Origin of the sequence: Pseudoalteromonas sp. S2721 (genome assembly GCF_005887425.1) — a bacterium.
Taxonomy (GTDB): Bacteria; Pseudomonadota; Gammaproteobacteria; order Enterobacterales; family Alteromonadaceae; genus Pseudoalteromonas; species Pseudoalteromonas simplex.
In genome coordinates, this window is sequence record NZ_PNCZ01000029.1 from 1 (window position 1) to 22270 (window position 22270).

22 protein-coding genes are annotated in these 22270 nt (G+C 42.7%); 15 read left to right on the plus strand and 7 right to left on the minus strand.

Going from position 1 to position 22270, the window contains the following annotated elements; all coding sequences use genetic code 11:
* Positions 1 to 230 precede the first annotated feature (230 nt).
* Positions 231 to 1403, plus strand: a complete 1173-nt coding sequence (locus CWC02_RS12415; protein ID WP_502705406.1) for an NRAMP family divalent metal transporter — start codon at positions 231 to 233, stop codon at positions 1401 to 1403.
* Between the two features lie 128 nt (positions 1404 to 1531).
* Here CWC02_RS12415 and CWC02_RS12420 read toward each other — a convergent pair whose 3' ends face one another.
* Genes CWC02_RS12420 through CWC02_RS12430 form a run of 3 tightly spaced genes read right to left on the minus strand, consistent with a single transcriptional unit; the run spans position 1532 to position 3855 of the window.
* A complete protein-coding gene (locus CWC02_RS12420; RefSeq protein WP_138618536.1) occupies positions 1532 to 2719 on the minus strand; it encodes a vWA domain-containing protein in 1188 nt (395 codons plus the stop codon).
* Between the two features lies 1 nt (position 2720).
* Positions 2721 to 3569, minus strand: coding sequence for an AAA family ATPase (locus tag CWC02_RS12425; protein ID WP_138618538.1), 849 nt, complete (start codon positions 3567 to 3569; stop codon positions 2721 to 2723).
* Positions 3570 to 3621: 52 nt separating this feature from the next.
* On the minus strand, positions 3622 to 3855 hold the full coding sequence (locus CWC02_RS12430; protein ID WP_370626052.1) for a DUF1653 domain-containing protein: 234 nt from the start codon (positions 3853 to 3855) through the stop codon (positions 3622 to 3624).
* Between the two features lie 63 nt (positions 3856 to 3918).
* On the opposite strand from CWC02_RS12430, the gene CWC02_RS12435 reads away from it, so the two are divergent.
* The 11 genes from CWC02_RS12435 to rpoS are packed head-to-tail and all read left to right on the plus strand — an operon-like array spanning position 3919 to position 11495.
* The gene (locus tag CWC02_RS12435) at positions 3919 to 4401 is read left to right on the plus strand and encodes a DUF2947 domain-containing protein (protein ID WP_063703236.1); all 483 of its coding nucleotides are present in this window, start codon (positions 3919 to 3921) and stop codon (positions 4399 to 4401) included.
* Positions 4402 to 4460: 59 nt separating this feature from the next.
* On the plus strand, positions 4461 to 5093 hold the full coding sequence (locus tag CWC02_RS12440; RefSeq protein WP_054551138.1) for a hypothetical protein: 633 nt from the start codon (positions 4461 to 4463) through the stop codon (positions 5091 to 5093).
* A 22-nt stretch (positions 5094 to 5115) separates the two neighbouring features.
* The gene (gene ftsB / locus CWC02_RS12445) at positions 5116 to 5406 is read left to right on the plus strand and encodes a cell division protein FtsB (RefSeq protein WP_054551139.1); all 291 of its coding nucleotides are present in this window, start codon (positions 5116 to 5118) and stop codon (positions 5404 to 5406) included.
* Positions 5396 to 6097 carry a 2-C-methyl-D-erythritol 4-phosphate cytidylyltransferase gene (ispD, locus tag CWC02_RS12450; protein ID WP_138618540.1) on the plus strand — a complete coding sequence of 234 codons (702 nt, stop codon included), beginning with the start codon at positions 5396 to 5398 and terminating at the stop codon, positions 6095 to 6097. The genes ftsB and ispD overlap by 11 nt, the downstream gene beginning before the upstream one ends.
* Positions 6094 to 6576, plus strand: a complete 483-nt coding sequence (gene ispF / locus CWC02_RS12455) for a 2-C-methyl-D-erythritol 2,4-cyclodiphosphate synthase (RefSeq protein WP_054551141.1) — start codon at positions 6094 to 6096, stop codon at positions 6574 to 6576. The genes ispD and ispF overlap by 4 nt, the downstream gene beginning before the upstream one ends.
* Positions 6573 to 7601 carry a tRNA pseudouridine(13) synthase TruD gene (gene truD / locus CWC02_RS12460; protein WP_138618542.1) on the plus strand — a complete coding sequence of 343 codons (1029 nt, stop codon included), beginning with the start codon at positions 6573 to 6575 and terminating at the stop codon, positions 7599 to 7601. The genes ispF and truD overlap by 4 nt, the downstream gene beginning before the upstream one ends.
* On the plus strand, positions 7602 to 8366 hold the full coding sequence (gene surE, locus CWC02_RS12465; RefSeq protein WP_138599729.1) for a 5'/3'-nucleotidase SurE: 765 nt from the start codon (positions 7602 to 7604) through the stop codon (positions 8364 to 8366).
* Positions 8356 to 8994, plus strand: a complete 639-nt coding sequence (locus tag CWC02_RS12470; RefSeq protein WP_054551144.1) for a protein-L-isoaspartate(D-aspartate) O-methyltransferase — start codon at positions 8356 to 8358, stop codon at positions 8992 to 8994. Before surE ends, CWC02_RS12470 begins: the two co-directional genes overlap by 11 nt.
* Before the next feature lie 11 nt (positions 8995 to 9005).
* Entirely contained in the window at positions 9006 to 9584 is a 579-nt protein-coding gene (locus CWC02_RS12475) for a YqaA family protein (RefSeq protein WP_138618544.1), read from the plus strand.
* A gap of 42 nt (positions 9585 to 9626) precedes the next feature.
* On the plus strand, positions 9627 to 10451 hold the full coding sequence (locus tag CWC02_RS12480) for a peptidoglycan DD-metalloendopeptidase family protein (RefSeq protein ID WP_138618546.1): 825 nt from the start codon (positions 9627 to 9629) through the stop codon (positions 10449 to 10451).
* Positions 10452 to 10511: 60 nt separating this feature from the next.
* Complete coding sequence (gene rpoS / locus CWC02_RS12485; protein ID WP_054551147.1) at positions 10512 to 11495, plus strand: RNA polymerase sigma factor RpoS; 984 nt, start codon at positions 10512 to 10514, stop codon at positions 11493 to 11495.
* A 103-nt stretch (positions 11496 to 11598) separates the two neighbouring features.
* Here the strand turns inward: rpoS and mutS are convergent, their stop codons facing one another.
* Positions 11599 to 14172: a DNA mismatch repair protein MutS gene (gene mutS / locus CWC02_RS12490; protein ID WP_138618548.1), complete on the minus strand. Its 2574-nt coding sequence runs from the start codon at positions 14170 to 14172 to the stop codon at positions 11599 to 11601.
* A 21-nt stretch (positions 14173 to 14193) separates the two neighbouring features.
* Here mutS and CWC02_RS12495 point away from each other — a divergent pair, with 21 nt between their 5' ends.
* Together CWC02_RS12495 and recA are read left to right on the plus strand one after the other, a co-directional pair.
* Positions 14194 to 14691, plus strand: a complete 498-nt coding sequence (locus CWC02_RS12495) for a nicotinamide-nucleotide amidohydrolase family protein (RefSeq protein WP_138618550.1) — start codon at positions 14194 to 14196, stop codon at positions 14689 to 14691.
* A gap of 58 nt (positions 14692 to 14749) precedes the next feature.
* Positions 14750 to 15796, plus strand: a complete 1047-nt coding sequence (recA, locus tag CWC02_RS12500; protein ID WP_054551150.1) for a recombinase RecA — start codon at positions 14750 to 14752, stop codon at positions 15794 to 15796.
* A gap of 201 nt (positions 15797 to 15997) precedes the next feature.
* Here the strand turns inward: recA and CWC02_RS12505 are convergent, their stop codons facing one another.
* The 3 genes from CWC02_RS12505 to CWC02_RS12515 form a co-directional block, all read right to left on the minus strand.
* The gene (locus CWC02_RS12505; protein ID WP_138599726.1) at positions 15998 to 16351 is read right to left on the minus strand and encodes a hypothetical protein; all 354 of its coding nucleotides are present in this window, start codon (positions 16349 to 16351) and stop codon (positions 15998 to 16000) included.
* A 153-nt stretch (positions 16352 to 16504) separates the two neighbouring features.
* On the minus strand, positions 16505 to 18622 hold the full coding sequence (locus CWC02_RS12510) for a TonB-dependent siderophore receptor (protein ID WP_138618552.1): 2118 nt from the start codon (positions 18620 to 18622) through the stop codon (positions 16505 to 16507).
* Positions 18623 to 18813: 191 nt separating this feature from the next.
* A complete protein-coding gene (locus tag CWC02_RS12515) occupies positions 18814 to 19980 on the minus strand; it encodes a DcaP family trimeric outer membrane transporter (RefSeq protein ID WP_138618554.1) in 1167 nt (388 codons plus the stop codon).
* Between the two features lie 292 nt (positions 19981 to 20272).
* Here CWC02_RS12515 and acs point away from each other — a divergent pair, with 292 nt between their 5' ends.
* The gene (gene acs / locus CWC02_RS12520) at positions 20273 to 22213 is read left to right on the plus strand and encodes an acetate--CoA ligase (RefSeq protein ID WP_138618556.1); all 1941 of its coding nucleotides are present in this window, start codon (positions 20273 to 20275) and stop codon (positions 22211 to 22213) included.
* Positions 22214 to 22270: the final 57 nt, after the last annotated feature.

A 22270-nucleotide genomic window follows, 5' to 3' on the forward strand; every position in this document is an offset into this window, starting at 1 on the left:
TTTTCTCCTCCATACGTAACTTGCAATCTGCCTACTATCCTACCTTCAGTACTTGCTAACTTGCTAACTTGCTAACTTGCTAACTTGCTAACTTGCTAACTTGCTCTGCTTCCAATCTCACCTAAAACGCTGTAAGTTGCTTGTAACTAAGAATAAAACACACACAACTTATGCAATCAGCAGTATCAAATTGGCAGTCTAAATTAAATGCTTTAGGGCCGGGGATTTTAATGGCTACAGCCGCCATTGGTGGCTCACATCTAGTAGCATCAACACAAGCCGGGTCGTTATTCGGCTGGCAGCTATTTTGGCTAATCATTGTAGTTAACGTATTGAAGTACCCATTCTTTCGATTTGGCATGGAGTACACGCTCGCGACCAAACAAAGTTTAGTTGAGGGCTACAAGCAAAAAGGACCTGGGTATTTCTATAGCTTTATTGCGCTTAATATAGTCGCCGCCGTAGTGAATACTGCAGGGGTTTTATTATTAACGGCCAGTCTGCTGCACTATGCATTACCTGTCACTGTTTCTGTAACCTTATTATGCTGGCTGATCTTAGCTGTGTGTTTGCTTATTTTGTTGTTGGGGCACTTTAAGGCGCTAGATAATGTCTCAAAGCTCATTATGGGGCTGTTAACGGTTACAACCGTGGCTGCGTTGGTTGTGGCAATTAATAATGGCCCAATGGCACCGGTTGACTATGTAGGCCCGTCGCCATATGAACTTGCCATGCTTGGCTTTATGGTCGCGCTCATGGGCTGGATGCCTGCACCCATTGAAATATCAGCAATCAGCTCACTGTGGCTAAAAGAAAAGCAGCATCAACAAGCAGTGACAAAGCAACAAGGCTTGTTTGACTTTAATTTGGGCTACTGGCTTACCGCAGCACTTGCGTTAGTGTTTTTCTCATTAGGCGTATTAGTGCAATATGGCCAAGCACAGGCTGTGCAATTAGGTGGAGTCGCCTTTGCAAAGCAATTAATTGATATGTATGCCCTTACCATGGGCGAGTGGGCAAGGCCGCTGGTTTCAGGTATTGCTTTTTTATGTATGTTTGGCACCACGCTAACAGTGCTTGATGGCTACGCCAGAACATTAAATGAGTCACATAAACTGCTACCGATTAAACAATCTAAACACAGTTTAAATATGTGGTTATTACTGCAAGCATTTGCTGGCATGGCAGTGATTTTATTCTTTAAATCAGCCCTTGGCCCAATGCTCACTTTTGCTATGACCCTCGCTTTTGTAACCACGCCTGTATTTGCATGGCTGAACTTTAGTTTAGTGCGCTCAGAAACCAGCATTCATCACTCACCTTTATTACGCACCCTAAGCTGGCTAGGTTTGCTTTATTTAGTGGGTTTTGCGCTGGTGTTTTTGGTTTGGAAGGGAATGTAAATGGGAGCTGTCAGCTTTCAGCCGTCAGTTTATAGCTGATCGAGAAGGGGCTTAGTTATTTGTATTTATAAACAATTATAACTTTACATTCATTTCTCAGTTTTTATGCTGTTTGACGGCTGATAGCTCTAACTCAACTCCCTAATCGCATTACTAATCCCATCTAGCGTGAGTGGGTACATGCGGTTGTCCATTAACTGCTTTATAAAATCAATTGATTGATAATAGCGCCAGTGTTCAACGGGTTGTGGGTTGAGCCAAGCGACTTTATCAAAGTGATTGGTTATGCGGTTTAGCCAAGCGCTACCGGGCTCTTCATTCCAATGCTCAACGCTGCCACCGGGGTAGGCGATTTCGTAAGGGCCCATGGTGGCATCGCCAACAAAGATCACCTTGTAGTCGCTGGTGAACTTGTTAATCAAGGTCATGGTATCAATGATGTTTGAGTGACGACGCTCGTTGTCTTGCCAAACATGCTCATATAAACAGTTATGAAAATAGTAAAACTCAAGGTGTTTAAACTCGCTGTGGGCGGCGCTAAATAGCTCTTCGCAGGTATGAATGTAATCATCCATTGAACCGCCGATATCAAATAGCATCAATACTTTTACTGCATTGTGGCGCTCAGGTGCCATTTTCACATCGAGCATGCCGCCTTGTTTTGCGGTTGCGCGGATGGTTTCGGTTAAATCGAGAGTGTCGCTGGCGCCAGTACGGGCAAATTTACGCAGTTTTTTTAGAGCGAGTTTAATGGTGCGCGAGCCGATTTCACGGTCACTATCAAGGTTTCGGTAGCTGCGCTTATCCCACACTTTTACCGCACGGCGATGTCGGTTACCGTCTTGACCAATGCGCACACCTTCAGGGTTATACCCATAGGCGCCAAATGGTGAAGTGCCACCGGTACCCACCCACTTATTACCCCCAGCATGGCGTTTTTGCTGCTCTTCAAGGCGTTGCTTGAGGGTTTCCATGAGTTTATCAAGGCCGCCCATGGCTTGTAATTGCGCTTTTTCTTCTTCGCTTAAGTGCTTTTCAAACTCTTTGCGTAGCCAATCATCAGGCAAGGCATGTTGCTGTTTTAAGCTTTCGAGCAGATCAAGGTCGGCCACGCCACTAAAGTAATCTGCAAAGGCTTTATCAAAACGATCAAAGTGGGTTTCATCCTTGACCATGATGGTACGCGCTAAATAATAAAACGCGTCAACGTCAGCAAAAATAACCCCTTGCTTGAGCGCATTGATCAAATCAAGTAGCTCTCGCAAACTAACTGGTAAGCGGTATTCGCGAAGCTTAAAGAAAAACGCAATTAACATCTTAACGTCGGCTCATAAACGCAAGTTTTTCGATTAAGCTAATGTCTTGCTCGTTCTTTAATAACGCGCCAAACATGGGCATTAGGCCGCCTTTTTGGCTTTTATCATGCAGTGTTTTAGCATCAATGTCTTCGGCCATTAGTAGCTTTAACCAATCGAGTAATTCGCTGGTTGATGGCTTTTTCTTAATGCCGTTTACGTCACGTAGATTAAAGAATACCTCAAGTGCTTGGCGAACTAAATCTTGTTTAACATGCGGGTGATGCACATCGATAATTTGTGCCATTTCTTCACTACTTGGAAAATCAATGTAATGGAAAAAACAACGACGTAAAAAGGCGTCTGGCAGCTCTTTTTCGTTATTTGACGTGATGATTACAATCGGGCGTTGCTTTGCAACAACGCGCTCGCCGGTCTCATAAACATGAAACTCCATTTTATCGAGTTCTAGTAGCAAGTCGTTGGGAAATTCAATATCGGCTTTGTCGATTTCATCAATCAATAGCACAGGGCGCTTGTTATGTTGCTCACCGTAAGTAAAGGCTTGCCATAATTTCCCCTTTACAATGTAGTTGCTGATATCGTGCACACGCTCATCACCTAACTGGCTGTCGCGAAGACGAGATACCGCATCATATTCATACAGGCCTTGCTGCGCTTTAGTGGTTGATTTGATATGCCATTGAATTAGCGTAGTGTCTAAGCTTTTTGCAAGTTCCTCGGCCAGCATAGTTTTACCTGTGCCGGGTTCACCTTTTATAAGCAGGGGTTTTTCGAGCAATATCGCTGCGTTAACCGCTTGTTTTAATGAGTTACTGGCAATGTAGTTATCGGTTGAATTAAAAAGCACGATGTCACCTTATCTGGTCTGAGCAGTGATTAATAACGTCATGATGCCACAGTTAGTCGGCGTCTGAAAGGTATGCAAAACGCGGTACCGTTTTGCCCTCTACAGTGACGGTTTCTGTAAACATACTAAGCGGGCGTGCCCACATGCCAAATTCGCCGTAAAGCGCTTGATAAATTACCAATGGCTCATTCGTTTCGCTATGAGTGGCAACATATTCAACTTTGTATTTTGGACCTTTGTAATGTTGGTAAATACCGGGTTTGATTGTCATGTGTTTATCTCGCATCTTGGAGTCATTTGGGTATAATTGCAGTTTGCACATTTTACGCTGAAACAAACTGCCTGAACTATGAATTATATTTCGTTAGATGAATACAAAAAAGCCTGGGTTTTTCGTCATAAAGATATGCCGATAAGCAGCGAAGACGCAGCGCAAATAAAACCAATGAGTGCTGAACGAGCTGCTGTTTTATGGACTACCATGGTGAGCCGAGAGCATGATCACCCTGACTTTTTTGATAAAACAGATTGGTGCGGCAAAGACGACAGCTTTTCAGAGACCATTAACTGGGAAAACGCATGGGAAGCGGGCGACGAGCAGTTACCTGAAGAAATCCTAAACCACTTAGCGTGGGAAGCAAACACTACGGTCTATTTTTGTATGGCTCGCGATAATATCATTGAAACCAGCTTTGCCGTTTTTAAGCGTTGTTGGCAAAACTTTATGTTTTTAGCTGATGGTAGTTTGTTACTAGGTAAAAAGCGTGATGCGGTGGTGCAGTTTTTAGAATCTGGTAATGCAAAATTGGGTAAAAAAGGCGCAGTAAAGTAGCGCTCAATAAACGCTCTATGCTATAAAACAGTCAAGCAATTGTTTTATAAGAGCGCGCATTGTCTAAACCAACTTCACAGAGCGAACACTCGCAACAAGCCGAAATTTGGCAAACTGATGCCGAGCGTGCTTTGTATGCGCAGTTATGTAATGCATTTTATGCTCGTGAGATCCCGCGTTTAGTCGATGAACCTGATACTGCAAGGCTTAAACGCTTATTAGCAAGTTTGCCTTACTATATTGAGCGTTTAGCCATGCGTATAGTTAGTGGCGATGCACCATTACAGCTTGATTCACAAAATGGCAGTTGGCTTGAAAAACAAAAAACAACGCCACCTGTTTATAATAAAAAAGACTCAAAAGACTTTTATAGTCAACATGCTAAGCGCGGGTTAATTGTTCCCGTGCTAATTAATGACGAGCAATGTACAACTGTGCGCATAGACAGCTTAGATCAAGTAAGCGACAATAAGGTACATTGCAACGAGCTTGGTTGGTTTGATACTTCAGGTGAATCGCTAGAAAGCACGCATATTCAACTGCTTAAGCCTGCAAAGGCAGTGATGGCGGCGGCGTGTTGCGGTCATCAATGGCAATTTAATAAACGCATCACACCTAAGCGTTTGTCATTAAGAGAAATGCTACTAGCAAGCAATATAAATTGGCGTAATTTAAAACGCCCTTTGACTTAATTTAACCGCGAAGGAGTGTTCAATGCGGGTTTTTCAATTCGCCTTGTTATGTTTGGCTTTATTTCTGCAATATCGTTTATGGTTTGGCCATAATGGTGTGCAAGATTACACTCGTCTGAAACAAGCGGTTACCTCTCATCAAGACACTAACGCGAAATTATTAAAGCGCAATACTGTACTTAAAGCAGATATAAAAGATCTAAAGCTTGGTCAAGAAGGTATCGAAGAGCGCGCGCGTAATGAATTAGGAATGATTAAACCTGGCGAAACCTTTATTCGCGTTTTGCCGGGCCAACAACAAAATGAAAATTAAGCAAACTATAACCGCTATTGTTCCCGCTGCGGGGGTAGGGAGTCGAATGCAGCATTCGGCGCCAAAGCAGTATATTGAACTGGCGGGCAAAACTATTTTAGAACATACCCTGAGTAAACTTGCAGAACTTAACGAATTAAATACCATCAAAGTAGCAGTTAGCGATGATGACGGCTACTTTGCTGATTTACCTCATATTGATAAGCGTATTGAGCGCGTATCTGGTGGTAAAGAGCGCGCTGATTCAGTGCTCAATGCATTGCTATCACTTGCTGATAACCCACCTGATTGGGTACTTGTGCACGATGCGGCAAGGCCGTTAGTGTGTTTGGCTGATATTCAGCGTTTAATGACAGAATGCATCGCTGCCAATGAAGGCGGTATCTTAGCGTCAAAAGTAAAAGACACCATTAAGCGCGGTCATACCCACAGTGAGCAAACAGTGCCTCGTGATGATTTATGGCAGGCACTCACTCCTCAGTTTTTCCCTTATCAAGCGCTGACTAATGCGCTATCAAGTGCCCTTAAAAATGGTGTGACTATCACTGATGAAGCATCGGCAATTGAATGGGCTAAGCAGCCTGTTAAGCTGGTTGCCGGTCGCAGTGACAATATTAAAATCACCACCCCAGAAGATTTAGATTTAGCAGCATTTTTACTGCAAAAACAACAAAACGAGAGTACCTCATGATTCGAATTGGCCATGGCTTTGATGTACACAAATTTGGCGGCGAAGGCCCGTTGGTAATTTGTGGTGAAAAAATAGATTACCCACAAGGCTTTTTAGCGCATTCAGATGGCGATGTTGCCATTCACGCATTGTGTGATGCTATTTTAGGTGCATTAGCAATGGGGGATATTGGCAAGCATTTTCCAGACACTGCGAGCGAATACGAAAATATTGATAGCCGAATTTTACTACGCCACGTGGTTGGGCTTGCTAAAGAGCAAGGTTACGTACTTGGCAATGCCGATGTCACGATTGTTGCGCAAGCACCAAAAATGTTGCCACATATTCAAGCAATGCGTGAAAACTTATGCCAAGACCTTGAAGCTGATATTTCACAAGTTAATGTGAAAGCAACAACCACAGAGAAGCTAGGGTTTGAAGGCCGCAAAGAAGGTATTTCAAGCCACGCAGTGGTGATTATGAGCAAACTAAGCGCATGAGTGAGTTAAACTACCTATACGGTAAACCTCTTTCTAAGGCTGACTTTAAAACTCACGCCGAAGACTTCATGGTTGATGAAGACTTAGGAATTGAGTTTACTGGTTCTGGTGAACATGTTTGCTTGCAGGTTGTAAAAAAAGGCGAAAATACTCAGTTTATTGCGAAACGCATTGCCGAAAAAGCAGGGGTATCTCCACGTGATGTGAGTTATGCAGGCTTAAAAGACCGTCATGGCGTGTGTACACAGTGGTTTAGCGTGCCAGTACCAATTAAAAAGCACATAGAATTTAGTGAACTGAATAACGAGCAATTTTTTGTAATTTCGCAACAGCGCCATAACCGTAAGCTCAGAACGGGTTGCCATAAAGGCAATCGCTTTACCATTACGTTACGCAACGTGACTGAGCCGCTGGATATTTTGTGCCGTATCAACGCGGTGCGTGCAGGGGTGCCTAATTACTTTGGTGAGCAGCGCTTTGGGCATGGTAGTCACAACCTTGAAATGGCAAAGCGCATGTTTGCTGGAGAGCGTATCCGCGATAAAAAATTGCGTGGTTTAGTTATTTCAGCGGCACGCTCTTATGTATTTAATGAAATTGTGAGTATGCGGGTTGCCGAGCATGGCCTTGCGAAAACAATGCACCGCGAAGTGTTTATGCTCAGCGGCAGTAATGCCTTTTTTGAAGACAACATTAGTGATGACAATATTGCTCGCTTAGCGTCTGGTGATATTGTGATGTCGGCCCCCATGGTTGGTAAAGGCGAAAAAGGCCTGACCGAAACCGAAAAAGTGTGGCTAGAACCTTATCAATCTTGGATAGAAGGCCTTAGCGAACTTGGCCTTAAGAATGAGCGTAGAATGTTACGACTTATTCCTGATTCATTAGCCGTTGAAACGATTGACGAAACTACTTTAAAGTTAAGTTTTGGTCTACCAAAAGGCTGTTTTGCTACTGCCTTACTGCGTGAGTTGGTGGACTATCAAGATGCAAGCCCCAGAGAACAAAAACAAAAGGATGCGTAAATGAAAATCTTATTGAGCAATGATGATGGCGTACATGCTAAAGGGATTGCGGTTTTGTATCATGCATTAACGCAAATTGCAGATGTGACCTTAGTGGCGCCAGATCGCAATTGCAGTGGCGCAAGTAATTCATTAACGTTAATGAATCCGCTGCGTGCAACTACCCTTGATAATGGTTTCATTTCAATTAATGGCACGCCGACTGACTGTGTGCACTTAGGGGTTAACGAGTTAACCGAGCAGCAGCCAGATCTCGTGGTAGCCGGAATAAACCACGGCGCAAATCTAGGTGATGACACCTTGTATTCAGGTACTGTTGCCGCCGCCACTGAAGGTCGCCACTTAGGACTTCCTGCCATTGCTGTGTCGTTATGCTCTAAAGAAGGAAATCACTTTGAAACTGCAGCTGCGATTGCGGTGAGTATTATCAAAGAGTTGGCATCGCACCCATTACCGAAAGATCAAATCATCAACTTAAACGTGCCAGATATTCCACTTACTGAGCTAAAAGGAGTTAAGGTAACCCGTTTAGGTTCGCGCCATAAAGCTGAAACCATGACGAAACAACAAGACCCATGGGGCCGTGACATTTATTGGTATGGTACCCTTGGTGCTGAAAGTGATGCAGGTGAAGGCACTGATTTTTACGCCATAAATAATGGTTACGCATCAGTGACCCCGCTTAGTGTTGATATGACAGCGAAAGAAAGTTTACAAGCAGTCGATAGCTGGTTAGCAAATATGGAGATTAATAGTGCTGACTAATTATAATCGCAGCGCACTGGCATTAGCAGAGTTATTGAAACGCGAAGGTGTAGAAGACAGCACTGTGCTTGAAGCGATAGCCTCAACACCCAGACACATTTTTATCGATGATGTTTTACAGCACAAAGCTTATCAAAATACCGCATTGCCAATTGGTCAAGGACAAACGATTTCGCAGCCTTATATTGTCGCACGTATGACTGAGCTACTTCGCTTAGCGGGCGTACGTGATAAAGTGCTCGAAATTGGCACAGGGTCTGGCTACCAAACGGCAATACTGGCAAAAACGTTCACTAAAGTGTGCTCGGTAGAGCGTATAAAAGCACTACAGTGGCAAGCAAAACGCCGTTTGCACAAACTCGATTTATATAATGTCACCATGAAACATGGTGATGGTTGGCAAGGCTGGCAATCACAAGCGCCGTTTGAGGGGATTATTGTTACAGCTGCAGCCGCCACTATGCCACAAGGGTTACTTGCTCAATTGGCTGATGGGGGCGTTATGATTGCACCTATCGGTGAGCAAGATCAGCAATTAATGATGGTCGTTAGAAATGGCGATACTTTCACAGAACATAAAGTCGCACCAGTAAGATTTGTACCTTTGGTACCTGGTGATATTGAATAGGACGTTAAACTTTGAAGTTGTTTACTAAGTTATATGATATGGCACTGGTATGGGCTAAACATCGCCATGCAGAGCGTTATTTAGCAGGGATGAGTTTTGCTGAATCTGTTTTTTTTCCGGTACCACCGGATGTCATGCTAGCACCTATGTCACTTGCTCAACCAGATAAAGCATGGCGTTTTGCCAGCTTTACGACGATTGCTTCAGTGATTGGTGGTATTTTAGGTTACTTACTTGGCTTTTGGTTATTCGAACCTGTGGTCGAGCCGCTGATTGCGCAAATGGGTTGGCAAGCGAAATTTGACACAGCGCTAAGTTGGTTTGAAAACTACGGTGTGTGGGTGGTGTTTTTAGCGGGATTCTCCCCCATACCTTATAAGGTTTTCACCATAGGTGCTGGTTTGATGCAAATGGCATTTCTGCCGTTTCTAATTGCTTCGGCAATTGGTCGTGGCGCACGCTTTTTCTTAGTGTCGGCTTTAATGAAGTGGGGCGGCGTTAAAATGGAGCAGAAATTACGTCAATATGTTGAAGCGCTTGGCTGGGGATTAGTTGTTTTAGTTGTGGTTGTGTACTTTTTACTGCGATAACCCGTAAAACCATTAAACTAGTACGATAAGGAGCATTTTACGATGAGCAGGCAGATAACAGGCTATGTTACTTTGTTTCTTAGTATTTTGCTCTTTGGTTGTACTTCTCGCGAAGCGCCAGCACCGGTTAGTAGTTTAGACAATAAAGTTAAACCCGCCACTCGCAAAGTAAATATCTCTGGCTCAAAATATGTAGTCAAAAAGGGCGATACTTTATATTCAATTGCTTTTAGCGCTCAGCAAGATTTTCGAACCCTCGCAAAAATAAACGATATTCCAGCACCTTATACCATCTTCCCTGGGCAGAATATTTCGCTCATAAAATCGGCACAAAAACAAAAAAAGACGAAAAAATATACGAATTCGAGTAAAAAGTCTACTGTTTCTATACAAAAAAATAACAAAAAATTAAAGAAAGAGCTTGATCAGCCAAAACAACGAGAGTATGTTCAGAAACAAGCCAACAAAATAATTAGTGAAAAAAAACGTAATTCTAATGCAAAAGTTGTATGGAACTGGCCTGCTAAAGGTAAAGTAACGCAACGCTTCTCTAATAAAGAGAACGGCTTTAAAGGGTTACAGATCACTAATAAACAAGGGGCTTCTGTTGTAGCTGCTGCACATGGAACTGTGGTATACGCGGGCAACGCATTGAGGGGGTATGGTAATTTAATCATTTTGAAACACAATGATGATTACCTAAGTGCTTACGCGCACAATTCAAAGTTGCTTGTAAAGGAAAAACAGGAAGTAAAGGCGGGGCAGAAAATAGCAGAAATGGGCAGTTCAGACTCTACGGTTACGGCTTTGAGATTTGAAATTCGTTATCGGGGTCAAGCAGTCAATCCTGCTAAGTATCTACCTTAGCCATTTAGGGTATTGATAAAGTGATTTAGCTCAATCACATATTTGCTCGGGAGGACGCTTATGGGTCACACAGCAAAACTTGAGAAAAAAACTGACGCGATTGACGATAAATTTGATGACACGGTAGTCGAAGAAGAGTCTTCTGAATTACTTGAAGAAGTCGACAACGAAGATGAAATTTTTGCAAAAGAAGAAGTTGCCAAGAATTTAGATGCTACACAGCTGTATCTTGGTGAGATTGGTTTTTCTCCGCTGTTAAGCGCAGAAGAAGAAGTCTATTTTGCTCGAAAAGCACTGAAAGGCTGTGAAGCCTCTCGCAAGCGAATGATTGAAAGTAATTTACGTTTAGTGGTGAAAATTGCCCGCCGCTATAACAACCGAGGCCTTGCGCTACTAGACCTTATTGAAGAAGGTAATTTAGGCCTTATCAGAGCCGTTGAGAAATTTGACCCAGAACGTGGTTTTCGTTTTTCAACTTATGCAACTTGGTGGATACGTCAAACCATTGAACGTGCCATCATGAACCAAACACGTACGATTCGTTTACCTATTCATGTGGTCAAAGAGCTTAATGTTTATTTAAGAACAGCCCGTGAATTAACGCAGAAACTTGACCATGAACCTACTGCAGAAGAAATTGCAGAGTGCTTAGATAAGCCGGTTGAAGATGTTACTAAGATGCTGCGTTTAAACGAAAAAATCACCTCGGTGGATACACCTATCGGTGGTGAAAATGACAAAGCGTTATTAGATATTATCGCCGATGAGAAAGACTACGGTCCAGAAGGCGAAGTACAAAACAATGACATCAACAAGCACATTGTTGATTGGCTTGGAGAGTTAAACCCGAAACAGCGTGAAGTACTTGCTCGTCGTTTTGGTTTACTGGGCTATGAGCCATCAACCCTTGAAGATGTTGGTCGTGAAATTGGCTTAACACGTGAACGTGTAAGACAAATTCAAGTGGAAGCATTACGTCGCTTAAAAGACATTTTGCAACACGAAGGTTTAAGTACAGATAGCCTATTCGACCAATTCACCTGATTTGACAACAATGAATACCTGATCAAGGGTATAGAACCCACGGGTTCAGAACACACAAAAAAGCTGACGTCATGTCAGCTTTTTTTATAGCTCTTTTATTGCACTACAATAAATCTTTTAATTGATACAGTAGTTGGTGTGCTTGTCTTGGCGTTAGGCTGTCTGGATCAAGCTGTTTTAAGGTTAATTCAAGCTCAGAAGGCTCATCATCAAAACTTAATGTTTGCTGTTGTTGCTCAATAGGGGCAGTAACAGGTTGATGATTCTCAAGCATTTTAAGCTTTTGTTTTGCTTGTTGGATAACCGCTTTTGGTACACCAGCCAAAGCAGCAACTTGTAAACCAAAGCTCTTGCTTGCTGCGCCTTCAAGCACGGTATGCATAAAGGCAATGGTGTCGTTGTGCTCAATGGCATCGAGGTGCACATTAACCAGCCCCGTTTTTTGCTCGGCCAGTTCGGTTAGCTCAAAATAGTGGGTTGCAAACAAAGTTTTAGCAGCAATTTTTGATGCTAAATAATCAGCCGTTGCATAGGCAAGCGATAAACCATCATAAGTTGAAGTACCGCGACCAATTTCATCCATCAGTACCAGTGATTGCGCTGTGGCGTTATTTAAAATTGTTGCCGTTTCGGTCATTTCAACCATGAAGGTTGAGCGCCCTGATGCTAGGTCATCACTTGCGCCAATACGCGTAAAAATACGGTCAATATTACCAATTTCTGCACTATCAGCAGGAACGTAACAACCAATGTGAGCCATCAAAACAATAAGTGCGGTTTGGCGCATATAGGTCGATTTACCACCCATATTTGGACCTGTGATAATTAACATTTTACGGTCGTTATTAAGCTCTACAGGGTTGGCAATAAACGGGTCTTTCATTACTTGTTCTACCACTGGGTGGCGACCCTGTTTAATACTGATATTATCGTTATCGCACAGTGTTGGCTTAGCATAATTGAGCGCTTGCGCACGTTCGGCCAAATTGTTCAGTACATCTAAATCTGCTAAAACAGCTGCCATTGTTTGTAACTGCTCAATGTGCGGAGCAATAAACTCAAAGAGTTGCTCGTAAAGCTGTTTTTCAAGTGCTAGCGCTTTTGACTGGCTACCAAGTACTTTATCTTCGTGCTCTTTAAGCTCAGGGATAATATAGCGCTCATTATTTTTTAGCGTTTGACGGCGAATATAATCGGCAGGAACCAAGTGCGAGTTAGCGCGACTTACTTCAATAAAAAAGCCATGCACCTTGTTATAGCCAATTTTTAAAGTGCTAATGCCTGTGCGTTCACGCTCACGTTCTTCAAGCTTTTCGAGAATATCGGTTGCGCCTTGGCTTAGGGCACGCCATTCATCAAGCTCACTGTTATAACCCGGGGCAATAACACCCCCATCACGAATAAGTACCGGTGGGGTTTCGATGACAGCACGTTCTAGTAAGTCTTGTAGCTCAGGTAATTGCTGTGATTGCGCTATTATTTGACTAATACGCGGATCGTTGGCGTCCAAAAGTAATTCGTGTAATGGTGCCAGAGCTTGCAGTGCGCTACGCAGGCGCGTTAAATCACGCGGGCGTGCTGTGCAAAGCGCTAAACGGGCGATAACACGCTCAATGTCGCCAATTTGCTTTAATGACTCTTGTAGCTCACCACATAATTGCGCATCGATAATTGCACTAATAGCGTTTAGTCGAGAGTTGAGCTCTGTTTTGCTGCGCACTGGTGTATGAATACGACGCTTTAATAAGCGTGAACCCATCGCAGTCGCTGTTTTATCAAGTACTTGTGCAAGCGTGTTTTCGTAGCCGCCTGATAAATTAACTGTTAGTTCAAGGTTTTTACGGGTTGCGGCATCTAAGATCACCGCGTGTTCGTTTTGCTCAAGGGTAATCGCACGAATATGCGGCAGGGCAATACGTTGAGTGTCTTTTACATATTGCATTAAGCAGCCCGCAGCCACCAAAGCAGCGTGTGCTTTGTCTACACCAAAACCAACTAAATCTTTGGTGCCAAATTGGTCGCAAAGTAAATGCTGTGCAGTATCTAAATCAAATTCCCATTCTGGGCGACGACGTGCGCCTTTGATATGTTCAATTAAATGCACATTTGCAAATGTTTCACTATAGAGCAGCTCAGCAGGGGCTAAACGTTGTAATGTTGAGCTAAATGCTTCATCAGTATTTACTTCTAACACATTGAATCTGCCAGAGTTAATATCTAAATAAGCAATACCATATAAGCCTTGTTTACTTTGCCACACACTGGTTAGCAAGTTGTCTTGGCGTTCTTGTAATAACGCTTCGTCAGAAATAGTGCCCGGTGTAACAATGCGCACAACTTTACGCTCAACAGGGCCTTTGCTAGTAGCTGGGTCGCCAACTTGTTCACAAATAGCCACCGACTCACCCATTTGTACAAGGCGAGCTAAGTAGTTCTCTACTGCGTGATAGGGCACACCCGCCATTGGAATGGGATCGCCACCGGCTTTACCTCGGTGGGTTTGAGAAATATCAAGAAGTTGTGCTGCACGCTTGGCATCATCAAAGAAAAGTTCGTAAAAGTCGCCCATACGATAAAACAATAAAATATCCCGATGCTCGGCTTTTATTTTTAGATACTGCTGCATCATAGGGGTTTGTTGTTTTATAGTGTGCGGTGCATAAAGATCAAACGACATGTATTTACCCAAAGGCTGAATATGGAATTACATCAAGAGATTAAAACACTTGCTGCGAAATTAGGAGCTATTTTAACGGATAAACGCTTATGGATCACTACCGCAGAATCATGCACTGGCGGTGGAGTGAGTTATGCGCTCACCGATACCCCGGGCAGTTCTAATTATATTGACCGAGCGTTTGTTACTTATAGTAACCAAGCAAAACATGAGCTCATTGGCGTTAGCGAGCAAACCTTAAACAGCTTTGGCGCGGTGAGTGAACAAACCGTTGTTGAAATGGCATCGGGGGCGGCAAAAGCTGCAAACGCCGATATTGCAATAGCTATTTCGGGGATAGCAGGCCCCGGTGGTGGAACACTGGATAAACCTGTGGGATTAGTGTGGTTTTGTATTCATTTGGCTGGTCAAAACTACTCAAGCAAACAGGTTTTCGCTGGTGATAGAGCTGAAGTTAGACTGCAAGCTATTGTTTATTCGTTAAAAAACATAATTGAATTGATAAAATCTGAAAATTAGCTTGATACTGTGATTTCATACAGTATACTGTCTGCATTAGCCGGATTTGGAGAACAGAATGAACGATAACAAACAAAAAGCCTTAGACGCTGCTTTATCACAAATTGAGCGTCAATTTGGTAAAGGCTCAATTATGAAACTGGGCGACAACAAAGCCCTAGATATTGAAGCAATCTCAACAGGTTCACTTGGTATCGATATCGCACTAGGTATTGGTGGTTTACCTACAGGCCGTATTGTTGAAGTGTATGGTCCTGAATCATCAGGTAAAACAACACTTACTTTACAAGTTATCGCTGAAGCTCAAAAGCAAGGTAAAACGTGTGCATTCGTAGATGCTGAGCACGCTTTAGATCCTGTATACGCACAAAAATTGGGCGTAAACATTGATGATTTACTTGTTTCTCAGCCAGACACGGGTGAGCAAGCATTAGAAATTTGTGACATGTTAGTTCGTTCAAGTGCTGTTGATGTTGTGATTGTTGACTCGGTAGCAGCTTTAACACCTAAAGCTGAAATCGAAGGTGACATGGGTGACTCACACATGGGTCTGCAAGCTCGCTTAATGTCACAAGCATTACGTAAGCTTACAGGTAACATCAAGCGTTCAAACACACTATGTATTTTCATCAACCAAATCCGTATGAAAATTGGTGTTATGTTTGGTAACCCTGAAACAACAACAGGCGGTAACGCACTTAAATTCTACGCTTCAGTACGTATCGATATTCGTCGTATTGGTTCAGTGAAAGAAGGCGATGAGGTTGTTGGTAACGAAACCCGCGTTAAAGTTGTTAAAAACAAGGTTGCTCCGCCGTTTAAACAAGCTGAGTTCATCATCATGTATGGTGAAGGTATTTCTAAACAAGGCGAACTAATCGATCTAGGCGTTAAGCATAAGATTGTTGAAAAATCAGGTGCTTGGTACAGCTACAATGGCAGCAAAGTTGGTCAAGGTAAAGCAAACTCAATTAAGTTCTTAAAAGACAACCCAGAGATCGCAGATGAGATCGAAGGTAAGTTACGTGAGATGCTATTACTTCAAGCAACTGTGCAACCAGAAGATGGTGAAGATGCAGGCCTATTAGCTGAAGACGAGCTATAAACACCGCAAAAGAGTATAGTTAAGCGTGATTTGACCCGCACTTAACACAAAAAGACCGCTACACAGTTAGCGGTTTTTTTATGGTTGTTTGTAGCAGCGATTTTATATCGCGTTTAATTGCAGAACTTAATGCGGGATATACCCGCAGTTGTTGGAGTAGGCAGTAGTTTGTCGCATTTTCAATTCAGTGACAATTTTAAGTTATTTTACACGTTCAATATATTCGCTACGACGCCATAAAATAGCAGCAAGGGTTGCAAGAGGGATTATCAAAAAAATCGCTATTGTTTCAAATAGCGCATTATCGTCATATATGAATGCCAAGCTGGTAGCTGGTATTGTCATCAGCGTGAAAATTCGATACATAAGTTCTGTATCAGTTCGATATATGAGAGCTGTTTGGCAATCAGGGCAAGTGAATAGTTTACCGTCAACCCTGTCTATTGGTGTACTCGCTTTGGCTATTGGAAACTTCCATCCACAATCTGGACATCTTCTAGAGCGTTTCGATTTTTTAGCATCCATTAATCTGTACCAAATAACTAAAATATTCATTTTTTAATACACTACAGAAAAATTTATAAGGTGCAATGAAGTGAAGGTTATTCGCTATGTTTTTTGCTCTTAGAGTAAAATGGGGTAATAAAAAAGCCGCATATGATGCGGCTTTTCATGTACTTAAAGCTTAAAACTTGTCGCTTTATAAAATTATAGCTGCCAGTTGAAAGATACTGAATAACTACGCGGTGCGCCGTAATAACCTTGCTCCCAGAACAAGCTATGTAAGTACTTTTCGTTAGTTACGTTATTAACGTTTAAGTTAACGCTCATGTGGTCATTAATATCGTATGTTGCCATTAGATTTAATAAGCCGTAAGCATCTTGCTTAGTAACAGGAACAACGCCAGACGGCTGAGTAGGTTGTACACGTTTAGTGTCGTCTTGCCATTGGTAGTTTAAACCAAAGGTTAAACCATCAACTTCAGGCACTTTATGAGTTACAGCAAGTTTAAATTGGTTTTCAGGTGTGTAGTTTTTAACTAATTCATCACCATCAATGTTTAGATTGCTGAAACTAAAGCTCGCGCTCAGCGTTTCGTTGATTTTGCCACTAAGCTCTACTTCAATACCATCACTGTTAATACCATCTGCGCCATAGTAGCGAGTGTCATCAGGTAATGAACCTGGGATAGCAACAGCAAGGCCAACTTGTTTTGCATCAAAGTAGGCTACAGTTACAAATAAGTCGTCATCAAGTAGCTGTGCCTTTACACCAATTTCGCTACTTTTACCTGTGATTGGATCTAAATAATCACCGTTTACGTCACGCTCTGTTTGCGGAACAAAGGTTTCTGTGTAGCTTGCGTAAGTTGAGAAGCTTTCGTTGATATCATAAACAACACCGAAGTACGGCACTGTTTGGTCGCTATCTTTGTCTTTTGCAACGCCGTAAGAGGCACCTTCCGTTTCCCAATTTACTTGGCTTACACCCGCTAAAATGCTGAATGCGTCAGTTGCACGAATGCGTGTTGAAATATATGCAGAGCGTTGTCGACTAGTGATATCAGCACCTGTTAAACCATCAGTAAGTGTTGGTACTGGCGCAACACCGTCCCAACCACCTAGCTCAGGCATCGCAGGGAAACCATTGCCTGTTGTACGGTCATACAATGATTTATCTTTGTTATCCATATCTGCTTGGTTTACACCAAACGACAGATCATGTTCCATACCAAATAAATCAAATTTACCTGTTGCGTAGATATCTAAAATGTCGTGCTTATCTTTGTGGTCATATTCACTCGCATAACCAGTTAGGCCAAGACCTGTTTCTCTGTCTGGTGTGCCGTAAACATAGAAAAGCTCAGAATCTTGCTCATTTTCTAAGTGCGCGTAGCTGGCTTTTAAGAACCAAGTATTGGTGATTGCTTGCTCAATTGATAAGAACAGCTGCTCAGTTGTGTTATTCCAATATGACCAATCTGAAGCAGTGCTGGTTGACGCATCAAAGTTTGTTGCTGAACCATCGCTGTAATAAAGTGGTAAGGCACCCCAAAGTGGGCTGTCGGCATCTTTCTTTTGATTTACATAGTTTGCAGTGACTACTGTGCTATCAGTTAATTGACCTTCGTAGGCTAGGTAATAAATTGTTTTATCTTGCTCGTAACGGTCAAGGTATGACTCAGTTTTGTGCTTAGTGAATACTGCACGTACAGCGTGGTTTTCGTTGATAGCTGTTGAAGCGTCAAGCTCTAAACGTTTGTTGTCCCAAGAGCCATACGATACAGACGCATTTACTTGTGTTTGATAAGTAGGGCGTTTTAGAACCATGTTCACGGTTGCTGAAGGGTTACCCGCACCTGTCATTAAACCATTGGCACCACGTACAATTTCAACACTATCAAAAATAGAGGTATCAAGAGTACCTTGGATTGAACCGTTGTCTTGTGGCATACCCATGCCATTAACCTGGAAGTTAGTGATTTCAAAACCGCGAGCTTTAAAATAAGTACGATCAGTTTCAATTTGCTCAACAGTCACACCCGGTGTGCTTTCAAGTACAGCGTTTAGATTATCGAGTGAGAAGTCATCCATTAATGCACGTGAAACAACAGAGATTGACTGTGGTGTCTCTTTAATTGTTAGCCCTAATTTGGTCGCAGACTGTGCTTCTTCAGTGATGTAGTTTTTATGATGCTGGCCATACACGGCAATTTTTTCAATTGCTTGTTCTTCTTTTTGTTGTTCTGCAAAAGCGTGGCCACTTAAAAGTGCTGAGGTCACAAGGCTTAATTGAGATAAGCGCAAAATTTTTGTTGATGACATGCAAAGTTCCAATTAGTTCAATGAATCGTGAAATTAATGCGTAATCTAATCTAAATGAAAATAATTTGCAATTAAGGTTTGCTGTTTTAGTGAATAATTGATTGCAAAAAAGTTTAAAGGGCACAGAAATATAAAAAGGAGATATAAAAAAAGCGGCCGAAGCCGCTTCAGGAAGTAAATAAGTTTAAATCTTAAAAAACGTATTTTGCAGAAAATTGTAGACGATCCATATCTCCGTCAGCACCGCTTTCTAACTCACGCTCGGCATGTTTAAACTCAACACCAAAGGTGAGCTTTTTAACAGGCGAGTATAAAAGGTTGGCACTATAGCTTTGGCTCATTTCTGTAGGGTCGCCAGTCACTGCAAGTAAATCTGTGTTGTTATCTGCTGAGAAGAATGAGTAAAGGAAAGTAGAACGCCATTGGCTGTTCCAGTGTTGTTGGTAGGCAATAAAACCTGATGTTGAATCAATCGCATCTAAATCATCACCATCAAGCACAGCACCATTTGCTACGTTTAAACCAATGTAGCGGCCTAAACCTGAGCCTTGAGTTAGCATGAATTTTAGGTTGTTTTGGCCAAAATTAACTTTACCTGAGGCGCTGATACCGAACGATGATGTATCTGCATCAATGCCATTTTGCTTGTAAGTTAATTGACGAGCAAGACCGGTAAATACTAATTCACCCCAATCAGCTTTATGTGCATAACGTGCTGTAAAGTCAGGCATTGATGCATCATCAGTGGCTACGCGAGCGCCGTCTACTGTGACTGTGCTCTCTGGGTTTTCGATAGAGAATGACCAGTTGCCAGTAGTGTAACGTGCCTGTGCTTGGCGTACGAACACGGTACCCTCAGCAGGTCCCACGAAGTCGAGTGTTTCAGGTAATGCGCCTACGTTTTGAAAGTTTGACCATGCTTGACCAAATAACCAGCCATCATAAGTTACAAATGCTTGACGAATACGTGGCGCATAAGAGTTACTAACGCGTTCGTTACCGCCTGGTGCTGAAGCAATAAAGTCGATTTCAATTTTAGTTTTGATGGTTTTGCCATCGTCTAACTTTGTTGCGGTACCTAGGTTAAAGCGAGATTGGCGCGCGTGCATGTCAAATACAGCATCGCTGTCGCTGTCTGCGCCTACTGGTGTTGTACCTGGTACATAGAAGTCACGGCCAATACTACCACCGGCTGGTACGCCTGCTGAGTAATCACTCCACATGGCATCAAGTTTTACATAGCCACCATAAGAAACCTCTGTGTTACCAATGTTTGCAGCGTTAGCATTGCTGGCAAGTGCTGATAAAACAGCTGAAGCTGCTAGTGTTTTTAATGCGGTTACTTTTGTTGTTGTCATAATGTGTATTCCTGTCGAAGCTACTTGTTGCATTAATGATTTTTTAATAATGTTGTTGTACCACTGTTGTTTAAGATAAGACTTCTCTCAATTATCTATTGGTCTATTAGACTAAGGTGGAATATCTGGTTAAATCACAACCAATCTAACATTGAACTAGATTATAGAAGGCGATTTCGACGTTTTTTGTTAAATGACAAGATATACAACTAAGGTCTAATACTTTCAGGGGCTTTGCTGAGTGATCCTTGATGCAGGCCGTAGGCAAGTAATTAAAATGGAGACGACAACAATGTCAGAAAGTATCTATCCAGTACCAGCGCATATCAAGAATGCTGCATTAGTTGATAACGATAAATATAATACACTGTATAAGCAATCGATTGATGACCCTGAGGGATTTTGGCGAGAACACGGTAAACGTCTTGATTGGTCAACTCCTTATAATAAAGTAAAGAATACTTCATTCGACAAAGGCCACATCAGTATTCGCTGGTATGAAGACGGCCAACTAAACGCATCTTATAACTGTATTGACCGCCACCTTGCTACTAAAGCCGATAAAACAGCCCTCATTTGGGAAGGCGACAACCCTGAACATAACGAAAACATCAGCTACCAAAAGCTTCACGACGAAGTCGCTAAATTAGCTAATGGCCTTAAAAAATTAGGTGTATCGAAAGGTGACCGTGTCGCTATTTACATGCCAATGACACCGCAGGCTATTTACGCTATGCAAGCGTGTGCGCGTATTGGTGCGATTCACTCTGTAGTATTTGGTGGTTTCTCTCCATCAGCGATTGCTGACCGAATTAATGACTCAGGCGCTAAAGTGGTAATTACTTCAGACGAAGGTCGCCGTGCTGGCAACTGCGTACCACTTAAAGCAAATGTTGATGAAGCGGTATCACAAGACTCGGTAACCACCGTTGAGCACGTTATTGTTCATCAGCTGACCGGTGGTGAAGTTGAATGGAATAGTCATGATGTTTGGTGGCATGAGCTTGTCGCTGATTTACCAGCTGAGTGCGAACCTGAACCAATGAATGCAGAAGATCCGCTTTTCATTCTTTATACTTCAGGCTCAACGGGTCAACCAAAAGGTGTGGTTCATACTACCGGTGGTTACCTTGTTTATGCATCGATGACACATGAATATGTGTTTGATCTTAAAGAAGACGATATTTTCTGGTGTAGTGCCGATGTGGGCTGGATCACAGGTCACAGCTACATTGCTTATGGCCCATTAGTGAATGGCTGCACGCAAGTCGTATTTGAAGGTGTACCAACTTACCCAACAGCGGGGCGTATGGGTGAAGTAATTGATAAGCACAACGTGACTATCCTTTACACAGCACCGACTGCTATTCGTGCTCTAATGGCGAAAGGCGATGAGCCAACAGCGACTTCAACTCGTAAAAGTCTTCGTGTTATGGGTTCTGTAGGTGAGCCAATTAACCCAGAAGCGTGGGCATGGTATTACGAGCATATTGGTAACGAAAACTGCCCAATCGTAGATACGTGGTGGCAAACAGAGACTGGTGGCATCATGATCACACCATTACCAGGTGCGACAGATATGAAGCCAGGCTCAGCAACTCGTCCGTTCTTTGGTATTGCACCGGCACTATTTGATGCTGAAGGCAACACATTAGAAGGCGCGGTTGACGGTAACCTTGTTATTTTAGACAGCTGGCCATCACAAGCTCGCACAGTTTATGGCGACCATGAGCGCTTTGAACAAACCTATTTCTCAGCATACCCTGGTGTGTACTTCACTGGTGACGGTTGTCGTCGTGATGAAGATGGCTACTACTGGATCACAGGCCGTGTAGATGACGTACTTAACGTATCAGGCCACCGCCTAGGTACTGCCGAAATCGAGAGTGCATTGGTTGCTCACGAAGCAGTAGCAGAAGCGGCTGTAGTTGGTTACCCGCATGATATTAAAGGTCAGGGCATCTATGTTTACATCACTCCAAATGAGGGTGTTGTAGTGAGTGATGAACTAACAAAAGAGGTACGTAACTGGGTTCGTAAAGAGTTAAGCCCAATTGCATCACCAGATATGATCCAATGGTCTCCGGGTTTACCGAAAACTCGTTCTGGTAAGATCATGCGTCGAATTTTACGTAAAATTGCGGCAAATGAGCACCAACAGCTTGGAGATACTTCTACACTAGCCGATCCAAGCGTTGTTGATGAGCTAATCGAAAACCGATTAAATCGTTAAAATCGCGTTAAAAACTTGATTAGAAGTTGATTCTAAACGTAGTATATCGGCTGTCAC